This is a genomic window from Streptomyces mirabilis, from assembly GCF_039503195.1.
Lineage (GTDB): Bacteria > Actinomycetota > Actinomycetes > Streptomycetales > Streptomycetaceae > Streptomyces > Streptomyces mirabilis_D.
Window position 1 is genome coordinate 1,397,517 of the sequence record NZ_JBCJKP010000001.1, and the last position, 24,604, is coordinate 1,422,120.

Below are 24,604 nucleotides of genomic sequence, written 5' to 3' on the forward strand. Positions count from 1 at the left end.
TGGTCGAGGCGAAGTCGGTGGTGGACGAGAGGTCAAAAAGCCTGACCCGGTTTTCCAGCGCCAGGTCGGCGGCTCGCCGCACGAGGGTTTGCGCGTCGAGGGCGAACTGGGTGGGGTTCGGCGAACCGCTCGAATCCGGGCTCACGGCCGCCGCCATCGAATGCCGGGTGATCTCTTTCCTCCCACAACCGCATCACGCCGACGTTCAGACAGCTGCCGTCGTTCCGGCCGGGTGGAACTCGACGATGCCCAGCCGTCATCCGTGGTCGTCGATCGAGGTGCGCGACCTTCCGCGCTGCAGGAGAGGGGGTTGAGGAAGTTGGCTCCTCTGAGGTCGGCTCGTTCGAGGGTGGCGTACCAGATGTGTGCGTCGCTCAGCGTTGCGCAGATGTGTCCCGGATCACCCGTGCGGTCAAGGAACTCGTCCAGCCGCTGCGCAACGCGGAAACAGAGGTCCTCGCGGCACATACGAGCGCCCACGCCGAACTGGCCACGGCACAGGCCAAGAACGAGGCGGCCCAGGCCGATCTCAAACGCCAGCGAACCCGCTTGCAGCGCGAACGCAAACGGCTGGACAAGACCCAACTGCAGTACGAGACGGACCTCCAGGCGTTGCTGACGGAGATCGCAGCGCTCCCTGTCTCGGCCCGCCCCGCACAGCCCTCCGAGCAGGAACTCCCCAGCCCGCAGGACGTCGCCTCCTCGCACGACGCGGTCGGCCGCCGCCTTGCCACTCTCGATCAGACAACCCAGGACTGCGACGCAGTCAGACAGGCCCTCACCCTGCACGACAAGGACCGTCAGGCCCTCGAAGGGCGGCGTCGGCGCACGATCGAGACTCCCGCACGCAACCTCATCAAACACCTGGAACGGTGGGCGGATGCAGCCACCGATGCCGCCGGTCTGCTCGGCGACGAGCCGTCCGTCGAGCTGCCACCCGTCCCGGACGCAACCGACCTGGCCGCTGTCGACGCCTACGCCCTGACCCTCGCCCCGTTGGGGCAACAGCTGACCGGCGCGCTGGACCAGGCCGCGGTGCAGGCCGGTGCCGAGATCCGTGAGTTCGAGGAGGAGCTGGCCCGCGAGGCCAGCGCCACCGCCGACGAAGCCGACTCCGCCCCCGGCTTCTTGGTGCCCGACGGCAGCGACCCGCTCGATCCCGGCGTTCTCGACCCGCTCAGCAGCAAGACAAGCCAGGCGGAAACGGCGCACGACGCAGCCGAGGCCGATCTGCGTACCGCGCAGTCCCAGATTCCCTACCACGACAAATTGACCACTGCCCTCACAGCCGCGGAGCAACAGGCCACCGCATGGCGGAGTGTGCGCGATCAGCTGACCGACGGGAAATTCCTCAAGTACCTCACCGACCAGCGCACCCTCTCCCTGCTCTCGCACGGCAGCAAAATCCTCCAGCAGATTTCTGCAGGGGCCTATGCGTTCACCGAGAAATTCGAGATCGTCGATCTCGCCACGAACCTCCCGCGCCCTCCAGAGACACTCTCCGGCGGGGAGACCTTCCAGGCGTCCCTCGCGCTGGCGCTGGCGCTCGTCGAACTCCGCAACAGCGGCGGCAGCAAGCTGGAAAGCCTGTTCCTGGACGAGGGATTCGGCGCTCTGGACGGAGAACGGCTAGATGCCGCCCTCACCGTCCTGAAGAGCGGCGTGACCGGAGACAAGACGGTCACCGTCATCAGTCATCTGTTTCCCGTGGCCGACGCGGTCGACGATGTCCTGCTCGTCGAGAAGACTCCCCAGGGCTCCACCGCCTCCTGGCTCACGCCGCAGGAACGTAACGACGTCGTCCGCAACGGGATCCAGCGGACGCTGGAACAGATCTGAGTCGTACCGGGCCTGCCTGCCCTCCAGGAGGGCAGGCAGGCCCGGGCTTCGGACAACCCCACCGGACACCGCCCGCCAGCCCCGGTCCGGACCGGTCTGCACCGCGACTTCTTCCAGGCAGGCCGTTCCCTTGGCGTGTTCTCCCACTTGACGGCACCCACCCCCGGCCGTCACGGGCCGCGGCAAAGCGTCCCACCCGAGCCGCCTCTGCGGTACACGCGCATCCGGGCAGGCCGATACGGACAGGCCCACATTCCACGGCGCGGGTCCAAGGCTCCGCCATACACCCCACTGCACGTGACAACGCGCCCGGTAGCAGGGCTGTCCTGCCGTCCGAACCTGACATGCCGACGCCACGGTAATACGCGGCACTTGTGGCCCTTTCACCACTCGTTCCCACGAAAAGGAGCACCCCCCGATGAGCGCCCCCTCCGCCGACCCGCACGGCGTCGACAAACCGGTGTTCACCACCGCCTCAGGACGGGCGGCGGCGATGCCGCGGCTGGTGATGCTGGATCAGCGCGGCGAACTGACCACCGCACACGTGCGGCTGGTCGCCCACGCACTGGGCCGATCCGAACGGGCGGTGTGGCGATGGATCGCCGAGGCCCGCGCCACCGGCCAGCTCGCCCCAACTTCCCGGGAGCGCTACGCCATCACTCCGGAGATCCGGCGGCTGCTGGTGCAGTGCGGAGGAAATGCCTCCGCCGTGCACCGCAAGTTACAGAAGCGGGCCCTCAATGATTCCCGGGTGCCGAAGGCCCCGTCGCTGGCAACGTTCCACCGGGCACTGCGACGGGACCTGACTCCCGGGGACCGGGCCGGGCTCGCCCACGGCGAAGCCGCCCGACGGGCCTTCGACGTGTACGGAACACGACCGGTGGAACACCGCAACGCCGCCTGGGAAGGCGACCACAAGTGCGTTCCCGTACAGGTACAGGTCGAGGACGAACTCTCTCGACCGTGGGTGACATGGTTCATCGACTGCGCCCGAAAGGTCATCATGGGCGTGGCCGTGACACCCCACGCCCCCAGCAGGGACGCGGTCCTGGCAGCGCTGCGCATGTCACTAGACCGCGCCGAGCCCTTCGGCCCGGCCGGCGGCGTGCCCAACCTGATCCGTGTGGACCGCGGCAAGGACTTCCTGTCCACCACAGTGATCTCGGCCCTGGGCGCCCTCGCCGTGCCCGTCATCGATCTCCCCGCCTACACCCCGCATCTGAAAGGAACCATCGAAGCGCTCAACAACGCCGTCGAGAAGATGCTGTTCGCCTCCATGCCGCGCTACGTCCACCAGCAGCGGCTCACCGGCGGCCGCACCGCGGATCCGGACGAGCCCGCGCTCACCTTCGAAGCATTCGTGGAACTACTGCTGGAGTGGGTGCGCTGGTGGAACAACGAGCACAAGCCCCAGGCGCTGGGCGGCCGCACCCCAATGGAGGCGTGGCGGGCCGACCCCACTCCCCTGTACGACGTCCCCGCGGAACAGCTGGCCCATTTCGGACTCGAGGACGACGGACTCACGCGCGTCGTCACCACACGGGGCGTGCAGATGGGCAACCGGTTCTACATCGACCCGTGGATGGTCGGCCGAGGCGGCACCCGGGTCGCGGTGCGCCGCCTGCCCCACCACGACACATCCGTCGAGATTTTCGACCTCGATGGCACACACCTGTGCAGCGCGGTCCTGGCCGAGGCCGCCAGCAAGGAACAGATCCGCGCCGTCCGCAACGCCCGCAAAGCCAAGGCGCGACAGCTGCGCGCGGACTTGGAGGCGGCCGCACGGCTGCGCCGTGAGCGGTTCAAGGCCTCCACCACTCCCGCCCCGCCCCAGCGCCTGGGCGCGTTGACCGAGGCGGAAGCCGAGGCAGAGCTCTCCGGATCGGACACCTCCGACCTGCGGCGGGCCAACCCCGACTACATCCCGCGCCGGCCCGTCCCGGACGGCTGGGCTCCCCCGATCCCGCCGGCCGCCAACCTGCCCGAAGACGGCCCGGAGGAGAACGCGTGAGTGTCGACCTGTGCGACATGGACTACGGCAGGCTCCCCTCGGAGCGCGACGACCACTTCCACCGCCTCGACGCGCATCTGGTGGCCACCGACACGCTCATGAGGACCCTGGACAACATCGAAGAGACGATCGAGGCCAAAGCCATGATGGCCATCTACGGAGCGGCCGGGCACGGCAAGACGATGTCAGTGAACGCGGCGCTGCGCCAGATCGCTCCCGACATCACCTACCGTCTGGAATTGCGCTCGGGCCCCACGCCCCGCGACATCCGTCACGGACTGTTCCGGGCACTGGGACTGCCCGGGGACCCACCAAGCCGACCGATCGAATTCGACACCCTCTTGAAAGAGACCCTGTCGGAGACGTTCCGGGTCCTGGTCTGTGACGAGGCTCAGTGGATGGGCCGCAGTTCGTTCGAGTACTGGCGCCATCTGTGGGACGACCGCCACACCAACATTGCAGTGATCTTCGCCGGCGGCGACAACTGCTACCGGGTCCTCAAGCGGGAACCGATGCTGGCATCGCGGATCTTCATCTGGCAGAAGCTCCAGCGCATGCCCGAGAACGAGGTCGTCGCGACCCTGCCGGCGTTCCACTCCCTGTGGTCCGGGGCCGCCCCGCAAATGATCCGCAACGTCGACCGGGCTGCGGCACACGGCAACTTCCGCAACTGGGTCACCATCACCAAGCACATGCTCAACGGCATGCAGAAGAAGGGGCTGACCGAGATCAACGAGGACCTCGTCCACTGGACGTACAGCAAGCTCAGCGGCATGTAGCAGCGGCCGCAGTTGGCGGCGGCCTGGCCAGAGTCGGGGCGCCGCGAGCAACCATGCGCTGCGCAGAGCGCCGGGCGCATCCAGGTGCGGGGCGGTCTGTCGGCGCGCAGCAGAAACGGGGTGGTGGCACTGGTGGACAGCGACGTGACGGTTGTGGTGGACGAGCGGGACGACCTGTTCTACACACGGGCGGCGCTGCAGGCCCACCGGCCCGGGGAAGGCTGCATCACCGTGCAGCCGACACCCGCCAACGGCAGCCCGGCCGCGCTGGCGCACGACATGCTGTATGCGCTGGGAAAGCGGCTGGCTCCGGGGCCCACCTCCCCCGACGTCTGGCTGGACTCGGTGAACGAGGCGTGGCTCGCCGCGGCCGCCTGGACGATCGCGACCGGAGTGCGGCATGTCGTGCTCTCCCGTGCCCATCTGCTGACCATCCGACGGATCGACCAGCTGCTCGCCTGGCGCGAGATGACGGGAGTTCAGCTGACGCTGCTGTGGCAGATGGCCCCGCGCCGGCTGCCGCCGGTGCTGGCCCGCGCGGAACGCCGTATCAGCAGCCGGGACCAGTTCGAGGCCCTGCTCGCCGAGCCGGGTCCGATACCCGCACGCCAGTCCTTTCCTCCTGCTGCACCGGCGATGGCCGGACGGGCAACGGTAGGTGCGGGACACTCGTCCGCCCGGCAGCCGCGGGATGCCCGGCCGCGGTCGATGAAGCCAGGACAGCAGGCTCACCCCTGCACCGGCGCGATGGCCACAGCCCAGCTGTCCCAGCCCGGCCCTGCCATCGAGCTCGCGTGCGAAGACGCCGCCGCTCTGGCCGCTCTCACGCACCCTCTCATCGCAGGAGCGCTGAGCGTGCTGGCCTTCACCCAGGCCGGCCTGGGCGCCCTGCGCTTGACCCGCGATCTCGACATCACCGGCGACGGCTGCGTCATCAAGCTCCACGGGGTCGGCCATCGGAGCTGCCCGCTGTATGCGGTCCCTGCCTGGGCGCGCCCGCTGCTGGCCGGCGCCCGCGCCCACCACCGCCTGGCGGGCCACCCGCCCGGGGATAGCGTGTTCGCCAACCGTGATGGTCGCCGAGGCACGCCATCTGCGTGCACACGTCGGGCGCCTGCCCCGACTCGACCTGACCCGGCCCGCCGGCATCCTTGTCCCGTGAGCTGGGGTGCCGACCGTCCTCACTGCGCGCCACAGACACAGCACAGCTGAGGCCGCCGGTCGCGGCAGGCATCGCCGCCCAGGCGGCGGGAGGACCAGGAGGGGTGGAAGGCAGCCCCCACCACCCCGCTCTGCCTGCCTGACGCGAGGTCAGCAACTGCCGGGCATCTGCACGGCTTTCAGCAGGCCCGGGAGTGTGGGGAGGACATCGTCGTAGAGGGTCTCCTGTTCGCAGCCGTGCCCGCCGTTTCGAGCGATCTCGTCGGCCAGATCGCGCAGGGCCTCGATGCCCTGGTCCGCGAGCCGGGCGGCGAGCTTGCGGTTCTCCTCCAGTTTCGCGGGTTCCTGGTGGTATTTGGTGCTGGCACGGTAGAGGTCGACGGTCATCGCGACGGGTGTGACGGGCCGCCCGATGCGGTCGGCGAGGTTCCCGATGATGCGGATGCCGTGGGCGTCGAGGTCACCCCAGGCCGCGACGGGCAGGCCGTCGAGGCCGCGGAGGAATTCGGCCAGTCCGTCGGTTGCGTAGCCCTTGCCCCAGATGCACAGCCAGGTGTCGGCGATCTCCGGGATCTTGCAGACCTGTTCGAAGGTGTCCTCGTTCTCGATCAGGAAGATGCCCTGGGCGTCGCAGGAGATCATGCCGAGGGCGCGGACACCGCGGGCGGGCAGAGCGAGCCAGGGGTTGCACGCTGCCGCATCGGCGATGACGGTACCGACGCGCCACTGCAGGGGGCCGCGGATGCGCAGTTCGGTGTCGGCTTTGTCGACGGCCTGGTCGAAGGGGATGCCGATCAGGTTGGAGAAGGCCTGCTGCCGGGCTGGGGTCCAGGCGCTCTTGGTGTTGCGCAGGCTGCGTCCGGCGAGTTCCTTGGCTGTGATCTTGCGGGGGGTGTCCTGGGCGGGCAACCAGATGACGGCGGCCCGGATGGCGACCTCGTAGACGCGCCAGTCCTCGGCTCGTGTGGCGGTGCCTTCGGGGATCTTCAGGACGCGCCCGGGTGGCGTCTTGGCCAGCAACACGTGTTCATGGGCGAGCTGAGGGAGGCGGGACATGATGTCGAGGAGCTCGCGGTGCAGGTCCTCAGGGAGCTGGCGGCCCTGGAGTTCGGCGAGTTTGTCCTCGGCGTTTTCAGCCCACGACTGGGTCAGCGTCCATGAGCGCGGGCTGTAGCCGGTGCCGTTGACGACGTCGCAGCGCAGGATGACGGCGCCGCAGCGGATGAGGTCGACCACGGTCTGCCAGGTGTTGTCGCCAAGGTCGGCTTGGATGGTGGGCCAGCGCTTGGTGCTCTTGGTCTGCAGGACTTTGATCAGTTGTCGAGTGGTCAGGGTGGGCGGCGGTTCGTAGGGCTAACGGGGTGGTCGGCGACGAGGTCGATCTGCCGGGGACTGACGCGTCGTCGACGGTCTCTGGGGACACGCACGTGGATGGTGTCGTCGCTGTCCTTGGTGACACGCGGCAGGGTGACGGCGGTAATGCCCGGCGGCAGGTCGCGCAAAGGAACGGTCTCGCGGCCGTGCGCTTCGCCGATGAGGAGCGGAGGCCGGGGGGTGAAATCAGGCATGGGCGCGTCCTGCGGTGATCCAGTCTTCGGTGAGTTGGGTGCGGGCACCATTGCTGTCGAAAGCCCATGCGCTGGTGGGCTGGTTGATGATGTCGGCTGCTGATGCGTGGACGAACCACAGCAGTTCCCCGCAGACATCTGCGGCGTCGGCAAGGACGCTGTCCTGGCAGGTACCGAGGATGGTCAGGTGTTGGTCACGGGCGACGTCGCGCAGGGAGGCGAGCATGTCCTTGCGGTTGACCTCCCCGAGGCTGTTGCCGAGTTCGTCCAGGATCAGGACTCTGCCCTGGGTCTGGGAGTCGGCCAGGAGCGCCGCGAGGACCAGCAGGATGGCGTGCACCTTGACCTGGGCGCTGTTGGCGTTTTCTCGGTAGGAGACGTATCCGCCGCTGCGGGAGCGTTTCCATCGAGGGATGACCTGCCACTGCCAGTCACCGGCCCCCTGGGGGCGGACGCTGATCGGTTCAATCTTGGCTCCGTAGCCGTCGCTGCGCAGGTCGAGGTCGTTGAAGGTGGCGCTGATCTGAGCGAAGAGTCCGTCGAGGTGCTTTTCGATCATGTCCTGGAGGGTTTCCAGGTTGCGTGCGCTGGTGGCGACCCCGTTGGTAAGTTCTGCGATCGCTTGCTCCCGGGCGTGTTGCTCGCGGGTGATGCGCGCTGCGGCGACCTCGTCCTGGTCCCGGTGGCCGGCGAGGCGGTTGTCGAGCGGCGCTGCCACATCGGCGAAGGTGAGGGTGGGCAGGTCGGCGGAATCGGTGTCGGCGAAGGTCCGCATCATCTCCTCGCCGACGCGGAGGTCTTGGCCGACATCTGTGCCCGGGGTGTCGTCAACGCCGTAGTGCTCGTAGGCCCGGCGCAGTCCGTCCTCCGCTTGTCGACGCAGGGCCGCCGGCCGGGATGAACGGGCCTGGTCCGGTGCCTGGTCCAGGAAGTGGATGGCGTCTTCGAGGGTGCCGTCCCACTGCAGCTGCCACCGGGATGCTGCGACTTGACCGCGCTGGCGTTCAAGAGCTGCCAGGGTGCGGTGACGTTCCTTGAGCGCCTTGTTGACTCCTTCCAGGGTGAGCTTTGCGTTGGCGAGGAGCTGCTCGTGGGAGCCGTGCCGGGCCACGGCCTTCTCCCAGACCTGCTGGAGCTCCTGTTCGTCGCGCGCGGCCTTGGTGACGCGGCCGGTAAGGTCGTCGACCTTTGCCTGAAGGTCGTGCTCCCGGGTGCCAAGGCGCGCGAGCTCTTCGGCCGCTTGGGCGGCTGCGTGCTGGGTCTTGGCCAGGGTGAGTGCAGCAGCGGCAACGGTCACGGCCTCGGCGGCCTCGGCGGCCCCCTGCTCGGCGGCTGTGAGATCGTCGCGGGCTTGTCGGAGCCGGGCTTCGCGCCCGGCCAGCGGGGTCGTGAAACCACCCGTCACGGTCAGCGCCAGCGTCTGGTCTTGGACGGTAGTCCCGTCGGCCGACGGGATCAGACGCTCTTGAAGGGTGCCGAGGAAGCGTGCCACTTTCAGGGTGCTGAGAATGCCCTGAGGCAGGCGTTCCGGCCCCTCATCGGACGAGATGATCTGTGCGCCGGGCAGAGCGGCATGCAGAAGACCGCGGGCCTTCTCTTCATGCTCGGGTTCGACGACGATCGCGTCCTGCCAGGGTGCCAGACGCGGTTCCCACGCGGGGCGGGCGGCTTCGTCCACGTTGAGCTGGTCGAGCAAGCCGTGCGCGGGGATGCCGTGCTCGCTCAGCAGATCGATGGCGCGGCCGGCCTTCCCGCTGCGCCCCCGCTCAACGCTGTGCAGGTACGTGCGGGCCCGGGTGGCGATGCCTTCGGCATCCGCGCGTTGCAGATCAGCCTTGGCGTGATCGCGTTGGCGCCGTTCCAGGCGGGCAGCCGCGGTAACGCAGTCGCTGCCGTCCCAGCCCTGCGCCTGGGGCAGGAGAATGGTCCGCCGACTGCGCAGCAGCGCCTGCTGAGTGGTCAACTCCGTCATCTTGCTGGACAGTTCGCGCACATGCTCTTGGGCGTCGGACCACGTCCGGCGGGCTTCGCCTTCTTGAGCAGCGAGTTCCGCGGCGGACCCGAGCGAGTTCACGTGGTCCTCGGCGTCCTGTACCAGGGCTGCGGCTGTCGCGGCGGTCTGCTTCTCCTCCTCCATGGCCGCAGCAATGCGCTGGTCGCTGTCGTGGGCGTCACGGAAGGAGGCCGCGAGGTAACGACGCCATGCCTCGTGGCCACGCTGGAGGGCGAGGCGGGCAGCCTCGCGGGCGCGCACGCCGCCCATCACCTCTTCGTCTGCGAGCAGCGCCTGGGCGCGCTCGGTCTGGGCCTTGTCGAGGTTGATCTGGTGTTTCAGGGCCTGGCCGCGCAGGTCCTCTTCCTCCTCCAGCAGGTGTGTCATGCCCGACAGCGCGATCAGGGACCGGCCGATGTCGTGGGGCTCCATCTCGGTCAGCTGCTGGCTCAGCAGCGAGGGAACGGGTGGGCGCAGGGCGGTGTCGAGGTAGGTGAGGCAGCGGGGGGCGGTGCCGTAGAGCTTCTCGGCCATGGCGCGGGCAGAGAGGATCTGGCGTGTGCCCAGCTCGCGCCACAGGGTGTCGGCCTGGATGCTGCGCTCGTGGTCGGTGGGGGCGTCGGCGACGTGCAGGCCTTCGGTCCAATTGGCTTGCAGGTAGGGGGCGGTGGTGGCAATGCGGACCCAGACGGTCACAGGGCTGGTGACTACATCATCGGGGTGGGCGAAGACGCCGACGATGTAGCCGTGGGTGACCGGAGAGGCGTGGTGAGCTTGGTCGACGCCGGCTGCCTCAGGGCGGAACAGGATGCCGCTAGCGTGCCGGCCCCCGTTGACCTCCAGACGCCACTGCGGGTCGGCCAGCAGCAGGGAGACGGCGATGAGGAAGCTGGTCTTGCCGGAGCCGTTGGAGTCATCCTTGGGGCCGAGGCCGGAGACGGCGATGAAGGTCTCCGGGACGATCGGAACGGCGTGTGCTGTGAGGCGGGCGATGTCGAAGGCTTGGACAGCGATGAGCTGACGGTCGCCGACAATGCCCCGGGACGGGCCGGACGTGGGCGGAGTGGTCATGATGTGTCGTGCACCTCGTGGTCGGGAGCGGCAGCCGGGGGCACGGCGCGAAGGGCGCGGCGGCGACAGATCGATTCGGCGAGGGGACTGCCGGGGTCGGCGAGCAGGATCAACTGCTCGAACAGCTCGGCCGCCGTTGACCCGCTCCAGCAGTTTCAGTCTGTTGCCATGTTCGCCCAAGACATCCGTACGAGCGCACTCGGCCGCATCGTCGATTCCTTCCCCGGCCACATCCGCACAGTTCTGCACCACGGCCTGAGCGCCCCGGATCGCCTCACCTCACTCTTCCCGCACCCCCAGCCCGACGACCGCACCGCCACCGTGCTGCGCCTACTCGCTCGCGTAGGAGATCAGTCCTCCCTCCACCTGCTCGCCCTGTATCGCGACCACCCTGTCCTCGGCGGTACAGCCGCAGACACCATTCGACGTCTCAACAACCGCACTACTGAAAGCTAATTGCGCAGCGTCGACAATGCGGAGCCACTACCGCCTGCTGGGGCAAGCAGAGCAAAGGTCCCTCGCACTCCCCCACCTATAGATAATCGACATCCGCGCCGTGGACTCCGTCGCCCTCCTGGACCCGAAGGGCGCGCCCCACGACATCGTCCAAGCCATCGGACGCGCGCTCCGTCAAAAGCCAGGACAGGGGAAGCTCGCCTCTTTGATTGTGCCGGTATTCCTCCAGCCCGAGGAAAAGCCCGAGGACATGTTCACCTCCGGCTCTTACCGCCCATTGGTCAAGGTTCTTGAAGGTCTGCGGGCTCACGATGAAGAGGCCGTGGAACTGCTCGCCATTCCACAGGAACCGCAGAAGGACATGGTGCAGCCGTCCGAGTACATCGGTGCGGCACCTGAGGAAGGCGAGGAAGAATCCCGCCTGCTGCTGCGGTTCGCGGCCCCGCGTGACCCGGTGATGGTCGCGGACTGGGTCTCCTTCAACGTGATCGACACCGAGAAGCAGGACTGGGCCCGCGGCTGGACATCACTGAAAAGGTTCACCGAGCGTGAGGCTCACGCCAGGGTTCCGTACGGGCACAAGGAGGGGGCGTACCCCCTCGGACAGTGGGTCGCGGAGCAGCGACGAGCGTACGGGGCCGGGCAGATGACCGGCCTGCGCGCCCAGCGGCTCGAGAAGCTCGGCATGGTCTGGTCACTGGCCGATGAGCGCTTCCAGGAGAACCTGGAAGCCGCCAAGGCCTACTACGACCAGCACTGGACACTCTGCGCACCCCGGACCGCAACCATGCTGGACCGGCCGGTGGGACAGTGGCTGTCCAACCTCCGCCGCCCCAGCGCCCTGGACGGGCACCCCGAATGGGAGCAGGCGCTGCGCGAGGTCGACCCGGACTGGAACCCGGCGTGGCCGGCCGACTGGCAACGCCACTACGCCGCACTACACGAACTCGTACGCGACGAAGACCAGACGGCCGGCGAGACGGAGGTGCTGCCCGGCTTCACCATCCACGGCATGGACATCGGAAAATGGCTGGCCAAGCAGCAGAAGCCGGAGGTCTGGGCGGCGTTGGCGGAGGAGCAGCGTGAGCGCCTGGAGCAGCTCGGCATCGTGCCGCTGGCCCCGGAACCGGTGGAGCCGGAGGTGTCCGGGGAGCCGTCCACGAAGCCCGTGAGCGCCTTCGAACGAGGCACCGCAGCCCTCGCCCAGTACAAGGCACGGGAGGGCTCTGTGGCCGTCCCCAGGGGGCACGTAGAGACGCTTCCCGACGGGACACAGGTCAAGCTCGGCGTGTTCCTCTCCAACACACGATCCAGACGCGGGAAGTTGACCGCCGACAAGCTCCAGGCGTTGGCCGACCTCGGGCTGGACTGGGCAGCCTAGGAGCCAACACGTCCACACCGAGCCGCATCGCTTTGTCTCCGAGCTCCACCCGCCGATCGGCACGGCTGACACACCGCACGCGCCCAATTGTTCCGCCGCGACATGTGGATCCGTCACCGCGTGGAAGCCGAAGTCGGCGGCCACCTGCTCGAGTGTCACGTCCGGACCGCGGTTCCTCGCGACCCGCGCGACGTCCCCGCGGAACTCCTCGGGATAAGGATTGGGCACAGCGACATCCTTCCGACCCGCGCCACAGGGCAAGCCAGTTCAGATGTCACCCGGTCGTGCACCAGACCCTCACGTCCGATAGCTTGTCATGCCTTGAGCTGCCGACCTATGTTTCGATGATCATGCGTACATCCCCAATGATCAGCGTCATAGTCGCCGCTCACGACCTGCAGGGTCAGCTGGAGAGCTGCCTGCGTTCGATCCTGAACCAGTCCTTCCGGGATCTGGAGGTCGTCGCGGTCCTGGACCAGTCGCCTGAGTGCCCTGCGAACGTGGTGGATGACTACGCTCAGCGTGACGGGCGCGTGTCCGTCGTGCGCTTGAAGGGTGTCGTCGGCATCGGCCGGATACGCAACGCAGGCGCGGAGCACGCCGCCGGTGATTACCTGCTGTTCCTGGACAGCGATCACATCGTCGGGGGTACAACACTTCAGGCCATGGCCGACCAGCTGCAAGCTACAGACGAGCCGGACGTTCTTCTCTTCGGGCATACGCGTCTGCATCACCGTCGCTCCTGGCACGGTGCCGCCGCCGAGCTGATTGCCCAGCAGGGGCGTGAGTCCTTCGCCCCGATCGATCTGCCTGAGTTGTTCGGTGCCCCCGCCTACTCCTGGGACCGCTTGTTCCGCCGCAATATGTGGATCCGGCAGCACCTCTCATTTCCCGACGGTCTCTACGAGGAGGTCTCGGCTGTCCACCGCGCCATGCTCGCCGCTGACCGGATCGGCGTTCTGAGATGGAACTGCGTGCAAATCCGCCGCCGGCTCACCCAACACCCCGCAGACGCGCCAGGCGGCACCCACTTCGACGTCTTCGCCAGGTACGAAGAGAGCTTCGGTCTGCTGCAGGAGCGCACCGCCCTGGACGCTCTGGCTCCCTTTCTCTTCACTCGCATGATTCGTCACTACCTCTTCCTTCTCAATCTTGAGGGGTGCCTCTCCCGCGCCGAGCGCCCGCAGTTCTTCCAACGCGCCAGCGAGCACTACCGCCGATTCCTCCCCGACGGCTACGAGCGCCCCGATGGCCGCGAGGGCGTCAAGTTCCAACTCGTCGCGAGCGGGATGTACAGCGCTTTCGAGGCCGCCAGGCTCCCTCAGCTCGCACGCGGCTTCGTCTCCCGGGGCGCCACCGTCCGCGGAGGGTAGCGCAGGCTGAGCGGCACCGACCGGGACACTCAATGTCAGGTGCGATGTGCCGGCTTCGTGGCAGTGACCCAGCTGGGGATGTACCACCCCATGACAGCCGCGAGGTCGCGAAGTACCACCGCCGTGTCAGTGGCAAGCCCCCAGCCACAGGGCGACGACCAGCAGGTACACAGTTCTCCCACTCAACCGTGACTGACACGCTCTCACTGACACGAAGCCGACACATCGCACCCAGGAGCCACGTAGAGACGGTCGTGGTCGACGGCCAGGAGTACCCGGTGAAGCTTGGGGTGTTCCTCTCCAACACACGATCCAGGCGGGGGACGCTCACCGCGGACAAACTCCAGCAGCTGGCCGCCCTCGGACTGCAATGGGCGGCATAGGCTCTCAGCGGGTGGTGAGCCGCGCCTGGATCCTTCAGCACACGGGTGCGGCTGCATCGACGGTCGCTCGCTGGTACGCCGAGCGGGGCCGGCGCCCCGAGCGTCCGCGGCACCCGGAGCCCGTCTGCACAGTGGGCCGGACGATCTATTTCGATCAGCAGGCCGTCGAGGCCTTTTGGGCGGCCTGGCAGGAGGACGTCGGCACAGCGCAGCTCGGGTCAGGCCGTCGTCCCGGAGACGGGCAGGGAACCCGCGGCGGTGGCCCCGGCCGTGAACAGCGGGAGCGGGCCGTTGAAGTGGCGCTGGACGCGCTGCGCCGGCCAGGCGGTCATCGCCGCGGGCTCGCTGCCGAACTGGCGCGTGAACACGGCGGTGTCGACCGCAGCTGGCAGCGCGCCGTGAACGAGGCCCGCGTCGTCCACAAGCGCGAGCAGTCGGCCGAACCCGGCACACCGCCCTGACACCCGTCCCCGCCGCTGCCCGCCCCACCGGTACGCCGGCCCCTGCCCGGCGCGAGCGCGGAGGGCCGCCGCCCGACGCGCAACAGACACCAGACCCGCCCCCGAACCCTCGCCCCCGATCCGCCGCTGTCTGCCTCCCCCACCCAACATCAGATACATCCCAAGAAGCAGGCAGGACAGAGGAGAGGGAAGAGGGTTGTCGCGGCGCGTGGTCGGGGCTGGTCAAGGGGTATGACCTGCACAGACAGCGGGCAAGCCGCTCTGCCTGCCGGTAGGGGACTTGGTAGGGGGAACGGTAGGGGCACCGGTAGGGGTGCCGGTAGGGAGATTGGCGACTTGCCCGTGGAACTCGCCCTGTACCCACGCATCGTGGTCTGGGCGGTCAGGCCTCGATGTACGCGACGACCACAACGGTGCGCAGTGCGGTGACGAAGTACAGGACGCGGACGCGTTCGATCTCGTCTGCGTACTGGCGGAGTTCGGGGTGGGTGGTGTCGCCGGGGATCGCTTCGCCGATCTCGGGGTCGACGGAGATGGCGACCAGGGCGCGGTCCAGGGCGTGAATCTGGTGTTAGTCGGTGAGGTTCTCCAGCTGCTTCGCAGCGGAGTCGCTGAAGGCGACCTGAGCGCGGCGTCGTCCTGTCATCAGGCGACGGCCGGGCGCTGGGCTGCCAGGCGGGCGAGGTGAGCCCCGCGCAGTTCCTCCCACGGCGTGCATTCCTCGACCGCCGGCAGTCCGTTGGCCGCGATGTCCTCGAGCGCGCCGGCGAACCGGTCGGCATCAGCCCGGGTCCGGGCGGCATACGCGCGGACCGCGTCCGCGGCCGCGGGCTCCAACGGCTGGCGTGCGGGCGGTTCCTGACTCATGACGATCTCCTACGCATCGTGGTGAGGTCCACGGTAGTGCGAGCCACCGCGGGCCGGGAGGCCTTCGACCCAGGCGGGGGTGAGCGGCTGCTCCTGGGTGCGAGCTCGCCATCCGGGTCTCTGACGACGCGCAAGGGAAGAAACGGCCGATCGGCGGCTGTGCACGCACCTTGCGCGTCGTCTCGTGGGCACCCGCTCGATGCGCACCGCGTCTTGCGCATCGAGGTCTGACGCAAGCTGACGCGACGGTCAGAACACGTTGATCGCAGATGGTGTCCGCTCCGCGCGAGTCAGGGCGCGCAGCAAGGCTGCTTGGCCATGGCGCCGGACGGCAAGCCCGGTCAGCAGTGCAACCACGGGATCGAGGGCAGTCCCGGGAAGCTCCGGTGCGCTGAGGCCCACACTGACCGCGAGGTCATCCATATGCACAGAGAGCTCAACCATCCGCGTCACGAGGAAATCGTCCAGGCTCAGCGCCCACCCTGTTTGCGGCATGAACACCACCCAGTCGCCGTGCACCTCCTCGAGGCCGGTTCGCTGCTGGTCGAGCGCGGCATGGACCCGCTCGACCAGCCGCCGCACACCTTCGGACGAGATACCTTCACCCTTCGCTCGAATCCCAGAGTTGATCTCGCCGTCGAGTGACGCGTCGATCCACACGGCCCGCGAATAGTGCTCCAGCACAGGGATGGGCTCCCGCTCAGAGGCGGGCCCCTCCAGCGCCGGATCCACGCTGAAGATCTGATACGCAAGGTGGCCGGCCAGACCTCCGACGGTCCACTGCGCCAACGCGCTGGGTTTCTCCCACGACGCGGCTACTTCCGGTGCGTCCAGCAACGCTACGGCCTGCGCGGCGGTCTCCAAGTAGGCGTTCTTCAGGCTCACAGGCCCCCCATGATCCGTCCGGAATCTCAACCCTACGCGGTGTCGCTGACGGGAGAGGCGAGATGCCACACGACCGTCCACTCAGCGCACACGCTTCGGGAGGTGATAACCGCTCAAATGCCTCGCGTTGCTACAGGCGCGCGTGCCGGGCGACATCAAAAGTCGGTTCTGGCACAGATCTTGGGGAGCGGTCGCGGAGCGTCACCTTGGTGTTCGATTGCAAGGGGGCGGGTCGAGTGAGACCGCGTACGCCTACCCGCCCGACAAACGACTCCCGAAGAAACCGGCACAGCCCTACATGCCGGCCCCAACTGCGACCGGAATGCGATGTCCGAGCGTGGGCCTATCGTCGTGAGTTCTGGTTGGGTCGTGGTGAGAACACAAGGTGGCATACGTGGGGGATGGTCGACTGGTGGCGGCGCCGGAGGTCCGCGCCTATCTCGATGCGGTGTTCACGCCGGGCACCCGGCTGGGGGTGCGGCGTGGTGATCCACTGACGTTCGTTGAAGTGGTAGAGGTGGCTCGGGTGACGTCGATCCGCGTGCCAAGCGGCCGGCTCGTGGTGGACACCCCATGGCTGGAGGACAGGGAGCCGCGGGAGCTTGCGGTTCGGATCCCTCCTGGTGCGTACGGGGTGGACGCGGCGTGGACGGAAGCACCGTACGAGTTCATGGGGGAGCACTTCTCCGGCCGCGAGGTGGCTGCGACGCGTTTGTGCGTGCGGGAGGACACGGTGGCGGTCTGGGAGATGGGCATCGCCGCAGGCGACAACATCGAACGCCTTCGTCAGGGCGACGAGGTCGGATTCAACACGGACACCTCCATGGGCAGCTTCGGCGATGCGACAGCCTGGCCTGCGCTGACAGCGCCGTTCCGCAGGTTCTGGGAGCAGTGCAGGGCAGCAGCACCGGGCATCCTTGTGTCCCGTGACACCGAGAACGTGGGCGGCGGCGAGTTCGAGATGGTCCGTGATGAGGCCCGGGGCGCAGACCTCATCACCTTCTCCGCCACCGAAGGACTTTCCGTAGCCTGGCTCGGCCGTACAGAAAACGGAGAGCTCAGCTCCATCGTCGTCATGGGCCACATGGGCATGGCCGCGCTGGCCTGAGGACCATTCAGTACGGCTCCCCGGCAACGGCGACTGCTCTCACTGCGTACCGCAACTGCACGGAGCCCCAGATTTCCCTTCGCGGGTCCGTCACGGCGACGTTTCGCGAACGGGACGGTTCTCCGATGCTCCGGCTGAGCGCCGCTGGCCTACACCGTCAGGTTCAGAGACAGGTAGTCGACGGCCCGCCGCCCTCATGCACCGACTTCATTTCTCGTGAACATTCCCCGGCCCAGTGATCAGCAGCGCTCAACCGTTCGAGGCGTTTTGAGCTCTCCACTCGGATCATCAGACCAGAGCGTCATCATTGATCTATGACCGCACTCAGCCTCGCCCAGCGGCTCGCCGACCACGTGCAGCACCTCCTCGGCGACGGCTCGTTCCCCCGGCCCGGCGGATGGACCCACATGGGCGCTGTCATCTGCGACGCCAGCTTCCACGCCCGCTGTAAGTACGAGGCGACCCTTCGGCCGCGACTTCTCCGGCTTCAAACGGACTAGCCCGATGCAACGACAGTCCGCGGTTTCCAGAGACGGCTCGCCACAGAAGACCTCGCCGTCGCCATGAACTTCAACCACTCCCAGAAGGTCGCGACGGCCCACGCCATCACTGACCTGCTGACTGCCAACGGGGTCGATACCCGCGACGATCTCCACGCGTGGCTCGGCCAGCAAGCCAATCGCGCCGTTCTACGCACTGCGAAGGGGGTGGGACCGAAGAGCATCGATTACATCGGCAACCTTGTCGGCCGTTCGCAGGTCGCCGTCGACGTACATCTGCGCACCTTCGCTGCGGATGCCGGTGTACCGGACCTCCGCTACGAGCAACTGCGAGCCGTGTACGAGGAAGCAGCCGCGATTCTCGGGCATGACCAGGGCGGACTGGAACACGCCGTCTGGCGGTATAGGTCGGGGGCCGTGTAGCCACCGCTTCCGCACCCAGCCCCCGCAGCTTCGAACTGTGCGCAGTCAAAGCGGCCCACGTGCGGAACGTGCCGTGCGCACACGACTGGTCGATCCACGTCAGATCCGGGGCCGGGACGGTGCGCCACAGCGGATGGAAGTCAGCCACCACGGTCGCCACTTCCGCTGCGGCCAGGCGCGGGACCTCCTGCCACGCGCCGACCCGCGATGCCAACTGCGGCAGCCGGGACAGCGCCCGCTCGCTGCCCGCCCCGCACAGCACCAGCGTGATCCGCGTGCCGGGGTCATCCCACAGGCTCTGCAGATACTCCAGGCACGGCCCAGGCAGGCGCTGCGCCTCATCGACCACCAGCACCCGCGCCTCGCCCAGAGCCCCCGCGACCGCGACGTCGGCCAGCGCAGAGGTGTGCGGGAAGCGGCCCGGCAGCGCCAGAGCGTCGAACACCGCCCGCCTCATGCCAGCCACCGACGGGCGCACCAGCACCGGCACCCACGTCACCTTCCAGCCTGCGGGCACTTCGCCGAGCGCCATCCGCACGGCGGCGGTCTTGCCCCGGCCCGGGTCGCCGAACACACACACCGCGCCCTCCGCCGCCATCGCCTGCCCGATCGCCTCGGCCACCGCCCGCACCAACGACGTCCGCACCAACTGCGCTCCCGCCGGCAACGCCACACCCACCACCGCGCCGCCCTCCCCCGACGGCAGGACCGCGGATGCCGCCGCCGGCGCGGGGTGCGGCGGCCGGCGCGCAGCCGCCCTCGCCTCGCCACCCTCACGCGTCCCGGCCAGGGCGAGGTCAGCCAGCGCCTGCCGCGTTTGCTGCTCCTCCCGCTCCCGCCGCACCACCGCGCGATCCGGCAGAGCCCTGCCGGCCTCCAGGTCCCGGCGCACCACCCGGTGCAACGACGCCAGCGAGGGCGCCTCTCCACCGGCATCCTTCAAGTGCCGATGCAACACCGACACGTTCCCGCCCGCCTGCGCCAGCACCTCCCACGCCTGGTCGGACAACTCCAGCCGGGCCCGCGGCCTGCGCTCCACACGGCCCTCCGTCCGCGCCGCCTCCAGCCAGCGCCGCACCGTCCGCGCATTCACCCCAGCGACCTGGGCGCCCGCCCGCACGTGCGCCGTCGTCAGCGCCCCGACCGCATCGAGCTCCAGCAGCCGCGCCACCAGCACCGGCCTGGACACCCTCAACCCCGCCGTGACCTCACCCCACGCGCCCGACTCCCCCACCCCGCGCCCTTCCCCCTGCGGACACCGACACCGACCACCGTGCCGCCGCACAGCCACCGAAGGATCAGAAGTGCCGTTCCCATGACAGCGGAACAGGACGGGGTGTACCGCCCCATGACAGTCACAACGGCACCAGACACCGCCCTATGTCAGCGACTCCCCATGCTCAACACCCCACCAACAGCGAAAACGCCCCGGCCTGACATGCCGTCACTGACACCCACCCACCGACACCAAACCGGCACATCGCATCAACGATCGCGATCTTCGGGAGTGTCTGGATCTTTGTGTGCGGTCTGGTGTGGATGATTCCTGTCAGTGGTTGGTGACGCGGTCGCCGTAGTAGCTGGCGAGGATGTTGATGGCCTGCTTCCAGGCGGGTGTCTTGCCGGTGACGTTGGCCCGGTTCTTGATCGGGTTGCGGATGACCAGGTAGAGCACCTTCAATGCCGCGTCGTCGTCGGGGAAGTGGCCGCGTCGCCGCGTTGCTTGCCGGAAGCGGGAGTTGAGGGACTCGATCATGTTGGTGGTGTAGACGACGCGGCGGATCGGGGCCGGGAAGCGCATGAAGACGATCACGTGTTCCCAGTTGCGGCGCCAGGTGTCGATCACTGCCGGGTAGCGCTGGCCCCACTCCTCTTCGAAGCGGACGAAGCGCTGCTCGGCCTCGTCGGCGGTCTTGGCCGTGTAGACCTCGCGAAGCTGGCGGGCGATGGCGGCCCAGTGCTGCTTGGCCGAGTAGCGCAGGCTGGTGCGCACGAGGTGGACCACGCAGAGCTGGACGTCGGTCTGGGGCCACACGTCGTTGATCGACTCCGGCAGCCCCTTGAGGCCGTCGCAGCAGGCGATCAGGACGTCCCCAACGCCGCGGTTGCGTAGTTCGGTCAGCCAGGTCATCCACTGCTTGGCGCCCTCGCCGCCGGTGCCGACCCACATCCCGAGCACGTCGCGGTCCCCATCGAGGTTGATGCCGACCGCGATGTAGACCGGCTTGTTCGCGACCGCGCCGTCGCGGATCTTGATGTAGATGCAGTCGATCAGCAGCACCGCGTAGACGCGGTCCAGCGGCCGGGTGCGCCAGGCGGCCAGGTCCTGGGCGACCTGGGCAGTGGCGCGGGAGACCAGGTCGCGGGAGACCTCCACGTCGTAGACCTCCGCGAGGTGGGCCTGGATCTCCCCGGTAGTCAGGCCCTTCGCGTACAGGGAGACGACGGTCTCGGTGAAGCCCTCGACGCGGCGGGCGTGCTTGGGCACGATCTGTGGCGTGAACGATCCCGCGCGGTCGCGGGGGATGTCGATGGTCACCGGCCCCACCTGGGAGAGCACGGTCTTGCGGCTGGTGCCGTTGCGGTGGTTGCCCGACCCCGCGCCGGCCGGGTCTCCTTTCTCGTAGCCCAGGTGCTCGGCCATCTCGGCCTCCAGCGCACCCTCCAGGACCAGCTTCACCAGCCCGGTGAGCAGACCGCTCTCGCCCACCAACTGGAGCCCGTCCCGTCGGGCCCGTTCCACCAACTCCTCGGCCAAATCCCGGTTCTTCTCAGCGATCCGCGCCAACTCTGCCCCCGTCCGCACCTGGTGCTCGCTTTCAACGGGGCCCGGTTCGTCCTTGCTGCCCATCTGTGATCCTTCCCGGCAGAGAACCCATCTCATGCCAACTAGGGTCATACCAGGCCAGACACACAAACTTCAGGACAGTCCCCGATCTTCACCAGAGCCGGTAATTTCCCAGGTCCTGGCTGTGTGAGCCACTAGGTTGGTGTGCGTGGAGACGCGGGGGCAGAGGTATCGGTATGTGGGTCCGGCCGAGCTGAAGGCGCTCGTCCGGGCGGGTGGTGATGGTCGGAGCATCCGCTCGTCGGCGGACTTCGGCGAGTGGGTCTCTGCGCTGCCCCTGGATGAGTTGGCCGAGCCGTTCACGTTCGTCGTCGATGGCGGCGGGGTGCTGCGACTGGCTCCGCGCCGCAGCGAGCACGTGGTGTGTGCTGGTGACGGAGAGGTGCTGAGCGCCGGTGAGATGAGCTTCCGTGAGGAGTCCGGACGGTGGGTGGTCGAGGAGGTCAGCAACCAGTCGACCGGCTACTGCCCGGACGTCAGCTCATGGCCAGCCGTGGCCGAGGCCCTGGATCGGATCGGGATCCATCGACCGTCCGGGTTCACGCACGAGGTGGTCTTCCGCCGATGCCGCTCCTGCCGGGAGCTCAACATCGTGCGGGAGGAGGACTTCGTCTGCGTCTTCTGCGGCGCGGGGCTGCCGCGGGAGTGGAACGTCAGGGAGCCCGGGTGACCGGTCAGACAGCGAAGATCGCATCGCGTTGCCCAGGTTGGTGAGTTGAGCGTTCGGCGTTCTTCCCCGGTCAGCGGGCCGTCATCTCCTGAGGATGGTTCGCCTCGGAGTACCTGTATGTAGGTGCCAGTTGGCACATTGGCAGCTGGGCACGTACGCATGCCAGGAGCGAAGATACGGCTGTGAGCCGGCCAGATGAAGGGTTGGGACAGTGAGGGCTGACGAGGAGCGGGAGCGTTGGGAGTCGCTGCCCAACGTTGGCGTGGGGCCGCTGCGGTTTGGGATGAGTTCGGCTGAGGTCGCCGACGCGCTCCAGGTTTCAGGGCCCCAGGAACGTGCGGGTGGCCCGTACCGACGGGAAGACTTCGCCGACGGGGTGGCGGCGTTTTACGACGCGGGCAAACTGGCGTGCGTGGCGTTGGATGCGATCACCGGTCCGCAGGTCTATCTTGCAGGCTTCGCGCTGGCGGGCCGCGATCCCGAGCAGGCGCACCAGTACCTCCTTGGCTACGCAGCCGAGCACGGCAACTGCCTGTTGTACACCCCCGATGACTCCCTCTCCCTGACCGATCTCGGGTTGATTCTGCGGGCCCAGCAGATTGCGGATGTGCACTTGTCGCGCCCGCTCTTCGTGATCGAGGAGTGGTTGGACTCGGAGTACTACCGCGAACGCCTGCCTCTTGAAGGCACCCCGGCCACGCATGGATGGGCGGGGCCTTCGTAGCGCGCGAGCCGCTGCCAGGCTGTGCCGGTACCCTGCCCGCCCCGTGCTCAACTCGCCAGATCAAATGCTCTGTCACATCAGCGACCTCACAGCCGGCTGTAGGGGCATCAAACTCTCCGTCCGCTACGAAGCCACCGTGGTCATCGCGGCGATCAACGAGTGGCTGTGAGGGCGCGCATCGCGCCGCACGAGGTTCATCGCGCTGGTTCCACCGGTGGCCACGGAGCCCAGGGAAGAGCTTTACGCCAGCCCGGCCGCCCCCGGGCCCAGTCCTGAAGCACTTCGGCTACAGGTTCCACGGCGAACACCTCGTGCTCGCGCGGCACCCGGGCGTGGAAGTGCCTGTCTGGGCCACCCTCGCGGTATTCAACCCGGTAGCTGAGGTCGTCGTTGAGATAGACCTGCATGTAGTGCTGGCCGACAGGTTCGAGGTCGAGCCGCTGGACAACTACAAATCGCCAAGTCAGGCTCATGTCGGCCAGCAGATCGTGCAGATGTTCGTCAGACGGGTCGTCCCATGACGTCCCGTCCCACTCAATCGCCCGCAGTACCGGTGTTGCCATGAGGGCGACTGTACTGGCCGATCATGCTGCGGACATCAGCGGACAGCCGCCTATGAAACGCACCCTCTAGGCGGCGGCGACCGGTCCCGGGGTCGCTTCGGTGTGCTGCTGCATCGCCGTCAGCTTTCTTACGAAGGCGATGGCGAGGAGTGCGGCCGTGAGGTTCAACGCATCGGCGATCATGGTCACGTCAGCGGCGCGCTGGAGGGTTTCGGGGCTCCCGGCCTGGGACTGCATGGTGGAACCGATCCGGGCCATCACCAGGGCTGCGGTCCAGGCGGCCCACCACAGCCCTACGGGCCGCTGGGAGACCTCGCGCCACGATCTGTCCGGTGCGTTCTGCGCGCTCGCAGTCCAGATCTCGCGGGCGATCGTGAACGGAATCCACAGGTTGCCGATCGGGATGAACCAGCCGCCGATGGCCCAGCCCCGGCTCCGCGTGCACACGTCCTGCGCAAACATGTCCGCGTTGCAGCGGACCCGGTAGAACCAGACGACGAACACGACGGCGGTGGCGAGGATCCCGATCAGTTGGAGGTTCCCGGCCAGCTTGTACAGGTCGTCGGCGCCGGCGATGTCGTCGGCGCTGCGGTTGAGCAGATCACCGCTCACACTGTGCATCCGCATCCCCGCGTACAGGGCGAACAGGTCGGCTGCGGCGACCAGGCCGAGCAACACGCTCGTGGCTGTGGCGAGTCCGCGCGGCGAGCGAAGGAGCGTCTGCGGCGGCGGTATGTCGAAAGGCTGAGACAACAACGCTGGAACCCCCAAGGGAATCAAGAATCCCGCAAACCGTTCAGCGGGGTGCTGCAGGATCGCATTTCATACTGCGTGTTCCGACCCAACCCATTCCGTGATCGGCCCAGTAGAGCGTCCGGGGACCGAACTCCTTACCGGCCGTGAAAAATAACTGCCGGTACCGGATCCTCGGACGACGGCCGCGTAAGTCCGTAAGGCCCGTCTGGACGGAGAAGCTCCACTGTGGTGCGGGCTCAGGAAACACCCGCACCACAGGATCTCAACCTGCCACCCTGAGGGGTGATCAAATCGGTCGATGGTTACCCATCGTATAACCGTCGAAGGCGCCATCATCGGAGTAGTTCTGGGCTTGGATTCGACGTGAGAACTACTCTCTTGAAACGAAGACGCGAACCTGTTTCGGCTGCCCCGCTGTAAACGTCCGATCAGCTAGAGACTCGGCGACTTCAGCCAGGACCGAGCACGCATCCTCAAATTCCTCGGGAGACGCCTCGAAGAAGCGCGATGAGTCTTCCCAGATGATCGCGATTTTCTGATCATCGGTTGACTGGATCCCGCCCCACAGAGAATCTGACAGCGCGTCCAAGCTACGCGAGCTTACCACCGGAGGATCCAACGGAAGTGCTGCGCGAACGGCATTGAAGAATGCCGCGCGACCTGAGCCGTCAGCAGTGGTTATGGAGTACACACGATACCCCTGCTGGGCGATACTGCTCGCAAGAGAGCACATTTCATCGCCACGGACCCACGTAAGCCCTGACTCGAAATCATTCATGCCCGA

Annotated in this window: 22 protein-coding genes and 1 pseudogene; 12 read left to right on the forward strand and 11 right to left on the reverse strand. The window is 67.7% G+C overall.

Annotation, left to right across the window (positions count from 1 at the left end):
* Positions 1-390: 390 nt before the first annotated feature.
* From AAFF41_RS06955 to AAFF41_RS06970, 4 genes are all read left to right on the forward strand, one after another.
* Complete coding sequence (locus AAFF41_RS06955) at positions 391-1,839, forward strand: SbcC/MukB-like Walker B domain-containing protein (protein WP_343323677.1); 1,449 nt, start codon at positions 391-393, stop codon at positions 1,837-1,839.
* Between the two features lie 493 nt (positions 1,840-2,332).
* Positions 2,333-3,850, forward strand: a complete 1,518-nt coding sequence (locus tag AAFF41_RS06960; RefSeq protein WP_425526236.1) for a Mu transposase C-terminal domain-containing protein — start codon at positions 2,333-2,335, stop codon at positions 3,848-3,850.
* Positions 3,847-4,629 carry an AAA family ATPase gene (locus tag AAFF41_RS06965; protein WP_343323679.1) on the forward strand — a complete coding sequence of 261 codons (783 nt, stop codon included), beginning with the start codon at positions 3,847-3,849 and terminating at the stop codon, positions 4,627-4,629. Before AAFF41_RS06960 ends, AAFF41_RS06965 begins: the two co-directional genes overlap by 4 nt.
* A 123-nt stretch (positions 4,630-4,752) precedes the next feature.
* Positions 4,753-5,841, forward strand: a complete 1,089-nt coding sequence (locus AAFF41_RS06970) for a hypothetical protein (RefSeq protein ID WP_343323680.1) — start codon at positions 4,753-4,755, stop codon at positions 5,839-5,841.
* Between the two features lie 99 nt (positions 5,842-5,940).
* Here the strand turns inward: AAFF41_RS06970 and AAFF41_RS06975 are convergent, their stop codons facing one another.
* From AAFF41_RS06975 to AAFF41_RS06985, 3 genes are all read right to left on the reverse strand, one after another.
* Positions 5,941-7,026 (reverse strand): Wadjet anti-phage system protein JetD domain-containing protein, encoded by a 1,086-nt coding sequence (locus AAFF41_RS06975; RefSeq protein WP_343323681.1) that lies wholly within the window; start codon positions 7,024-7,026, stop codon positions 5,941-5,943.
* A 92-nt stretch (positions 7,027-7,118) separates the two neighbouring features.
* Positions 7,119-7,358: a hypothetical protein gene (locus AAFF41_RS06980; protein ID WP_343323682.1), complete on the reverse strand. Its 240-nt coding sequence runs from the start codon at positions 7,356-7,358 to the stop codon at positions 7,119-7,121.
* The gene (locus AAFF41_RS06985) at positions 7,351-10,047 is read right to left on the reverse strand and encodes a coiled-coil domain-containing protein (RefSeq protein WP_343323683.1); all 2,697 of its coding nucleotides are present in this window, start codon (positions 10,045-10,047) and stop codon (positions 7,351-7,353) included. The genes AAFF41_RS06980 and AAFF41_RS06985 overlap by 8 nt, the downstream gene beginning before the upstream one ends.
* A 543-nt stretch (positions 10,048-10,590) precedes the next feature.
* On the opposite strand from AAFF41_RS06985, the gene AAFF41_RS06990 reads away from it, so the two are divergent.
* The 4 genes from AAFF41_RS06990 (at position 10,591) to AAFF41_RS07010 (ending at position 14,476) form a co-directional block, all read left to right on the forward strand.
* Entirely contained in the window at positions 10,591-10,878 is a 288-nt protein-coding gene (locus AAFF41_RS06990; RefSeq protein WP_343323684.1) for a hypothetical protein, read from the forward strand.
* Between the two features lie 100 nt (positions 10,879-10,978).
* Positions 10,979-12,259 carry a helicase associated domain-containing protein gene (locus tag AAFF41_RS06995; RefSeq protein ID WP_425526113.1) on the forward strand — a complete coding sequence of 427 codons (1,281 nt, stop codon included), beginning with the start codon at positions 10,979-10,981 and terminating at the stop codon, positions 12,257-12,259.
* 284 nt (positions 12,260-12,543) lie between these two features.
* A complete protein-coding gene (locus tag AAFF41_RS07000; protein ID WP_343323685.1) occupies positions 12,544-13,632 on the forward strand; it encodes a glycosyltransferase family 2 protein in 1,089 nt (362 codons plus the stop codon).
* A 394-nt stretch (positions 13,633-14,026) separates the two neighbouring features.
* Positions 14,027-14,476, forward strand: coding sequence for a hypothetical protein (locus AAFF41_RS07010; RefSeq protein WP_343323687.1), 450 nt, complete (start codon positions 14,027-14,029; stop codon positions 14,474-14,476).
* Positions 14,477-14,858: 382 nt separating this feature from the next.
* Here the strand turns inward: AAFF41_RS07010 and AAFF41_RS07015 are convergent.
* The 3 genes and pseudogenes from AAFF41_RS07015 to AAFF41_RS07025 all read right to left on the reverse strand — a co-directional run bounded on the left by AAFF41_RS07015 (position 14,859) and on the right by AAFF41_RS07025 (position 16,228).
* Positions 14,859-15,122: pseudogene (locus AAFF41_RS07015) on the reverse strand (hypothetical protein).
* Entirely contained in the window at positions 15,122-15,343 is a 222-nt protein-coding gene (locus tag AAFF41_RS07020) for a hypothetical protein (protein WP_343323688.1), read from the reverse strand. The pseudogene AAFF41_RS07015 and the gene AAFF41_RS07020 overlap by 1 nt, the downstream one beginning before the upstream one ends.
* Before the next feature lie 249 nt (positions 15,344-15,592).
* Positions 15,593-16,228: a maleylpyruvate isomerase N-terminal domain-containing protein gene (locus tag AAFF41_RS07025; RefSeq protein ID WP_343323689.1), complete on the reverse strand. Its 636-nt coding sequence runs from the start codon at positions 16,226-16,228 to the stop codon at positions 15,593-15,595.
* Between the two features lie 412 nt (positions 16,229-16,640).
* On the opposite strand from AAFF41_RS07025, the gene AAFF41_RS07030 reads away from it, so the two are divergent.
* Both AAFF41_RS07030 and AAFF41_RS07035 read left to right on the forward strand, forming a co-directional pair.
* A complete protein-coding gene (locus tag AAFF41_RS07030) occupies positions 16,641-17,336 on the forward strand; it encodes a DUF4241 domain-containing protein (protein WP_343323690.1) in 696 nt (231 codons plus the stop codon).
* 314 nt (positions 17,337-17,650) lie between these two features.
* Positions 17,651-17,836, forward strand: a complete 186-nt coding sequence (locus AAFF41_RS07035; RefSeq protein ID WP_343323691.1) for a hypothetical protein — start codon at positions 17,651-17,653, stop codon at positions 17,834-17,836.
* A 106-nt stretch (positions 17,837-17,942) separates the two neighbouring features.
* Here AAFF41_RS07035 and AAFF41_RS07040 read toward each other — a convergent pair whose 3' ends face one another.
* Entirely contained in the window at positions 17,943-19,436 is a 1,494-nt protein-coding gene (locus AAFF41_RS07040; protein ID WP_343323692.1) for an AAA family ATPase, read from the reverse strand.
* 372 nt (positions 19,437-19,808) lie between these two features.
* Positions 19,809-21,110 (reverse strand): IS256 family transposase, encoded by a 1,302-nt coding sequence (locus AAFF41_RS07045; RefSeq protein WP_343323693.1) that lies wholly within the window; start codon positions 21,108-21,110, stop codon positions 19,809-19,811.
* A gap of 145 nt (positions 21,111-21,255) precedes the next feature.
* Here AAFF41_RS07045 and AAFF41_RS07050 point away from each other — a divergent pair, with 145 nt between their 5' ends.
* Together AAFF41_RS07050 and AAFF41_RS07055 are read left to right on the forward strand one after the other, a co-directional pair.
* On the forward strand, positions 21,256-21,777 hold the full coding sequence (locus AAFF41_RS07050) for a hypothetical protein (RefSeq protein ID WP_343323694.1): 522 nt from the start codon (positions 21,256-21,258) through the stop codon (positions 21,775-21,777).
* Between the two features lie 211 nt (positions 21,778-21,988).
* Entirely contained in the window at positions 21,989-22,501 is a 513-nt protein-coding gene (locus AAFF41_RS07055; protein WP_343323695.1) for a hypothetical protein, read from the forward strand.
* Positions 22,502-22,695: 194 nt separating this feature from the next.
* On the opposite strand, the gene AAFF41_RS07060 is transcribed toward AAFF41_RS07055, so the two are convergent.
* The 3 genes from AAFF41_RS07060 to AAFF41_RS51525 all read right to left on the reverse strand — a co-directional run bounded on the left by AAFF41_RS07060 (position 22,696) and on the right by AAFF41_RS51525 (position 24,598).
* Complete coding sequence (locus AAFF41_RS07060) at positions 22,696-23,064, reverse strand: hypothetical protein (RefSeq protein WP_343323696.1); 369 nt, start codon at positions 23,062-23,064, stop codon at positions 22,696-22,698.
* Positions 23,065-23,130: 66 nt separating this feature from the next.
* Positions 23,131-23,742: a DUF4328 domain-containing protein gene (locus AAFF41_RS07065; protein ID WP_144314803.1), complete on the reverse strand. Its 612-nt coding sequence runs from the start codon at positions 23,740-23,742 to the stop codon at positions 23,131-23,133.
* A 448-nt stretch (positions 23,743-24,190) separates the two neighbouring features.
* A complete protein-coding gene (locus AAFF41_RS51525; protein WP_351522445.1) occupies positions 24,191-24,598 on the reverse strand; it encodes a barstar family protein in 408 nt (135 codons plus the stop codon).
* Positions 24,599-24,604: the final 6 nt, after the last annotated feature.

Coding starts and splice junctions, on each gene's coding strand:
- AAFF41_RS51525 (WP_351522445.1), bottom strand. CDS start 24,598: ATGAATGATTTCGAGTCAGGGCTTACGTGGGTCCGTGGCGATGAAATG.
- AAFF41_RS06990 (WP_343323684.1), top strand. CDS start 10,591: ATGTTCGCCCAAGACATCCGTACGAGCGCACTCGGCCGCATCGTCGAT.
- AAFF41_RS07045 (WP_343323693.1), bottom strand. CDS start 21,110: ATGGGCAGCAAGGACGAACCGGGCCCCGTTGAAAGCGAGCACCAGGTG.
- AAFF41_RS06980 (WP_343323682.1), bottom strand. CDS start 7,358: ATGCCTGATTTCACCCCCCGGCCTCCGCTCCTCATCGGCGAAGCGCAC.
- AAFF41_RS07035 (WP_343323691.1), top strand. CDS start 17,651: ATGACCGCACTCAGCCTCGCCCAGCGGCTCGCCGACCACGTGCAGCAC.
- AAFF41_RS07060 (WP_343323696.1), bottom strand. CDS start 23,064: ATGGCAACACCGGTACTGCGGGCGATTGAGTGGGACGGGACGTCATGG.
- AAFF41_RS07020 (WP_343323688.1), bottom strand. CDS start 15,343: ATGAGTCAGGAACCGCCCGCACGCCAGCCGTTGGAGCCCGCGGCCGCG.
- AAFF41_RS06960 (WP_425526236.1), top strand. CDS start 2,333: ATGCCGCGGCTGGTGATGCTGGATCAGCGCGGCGAACTGACCACCGCA.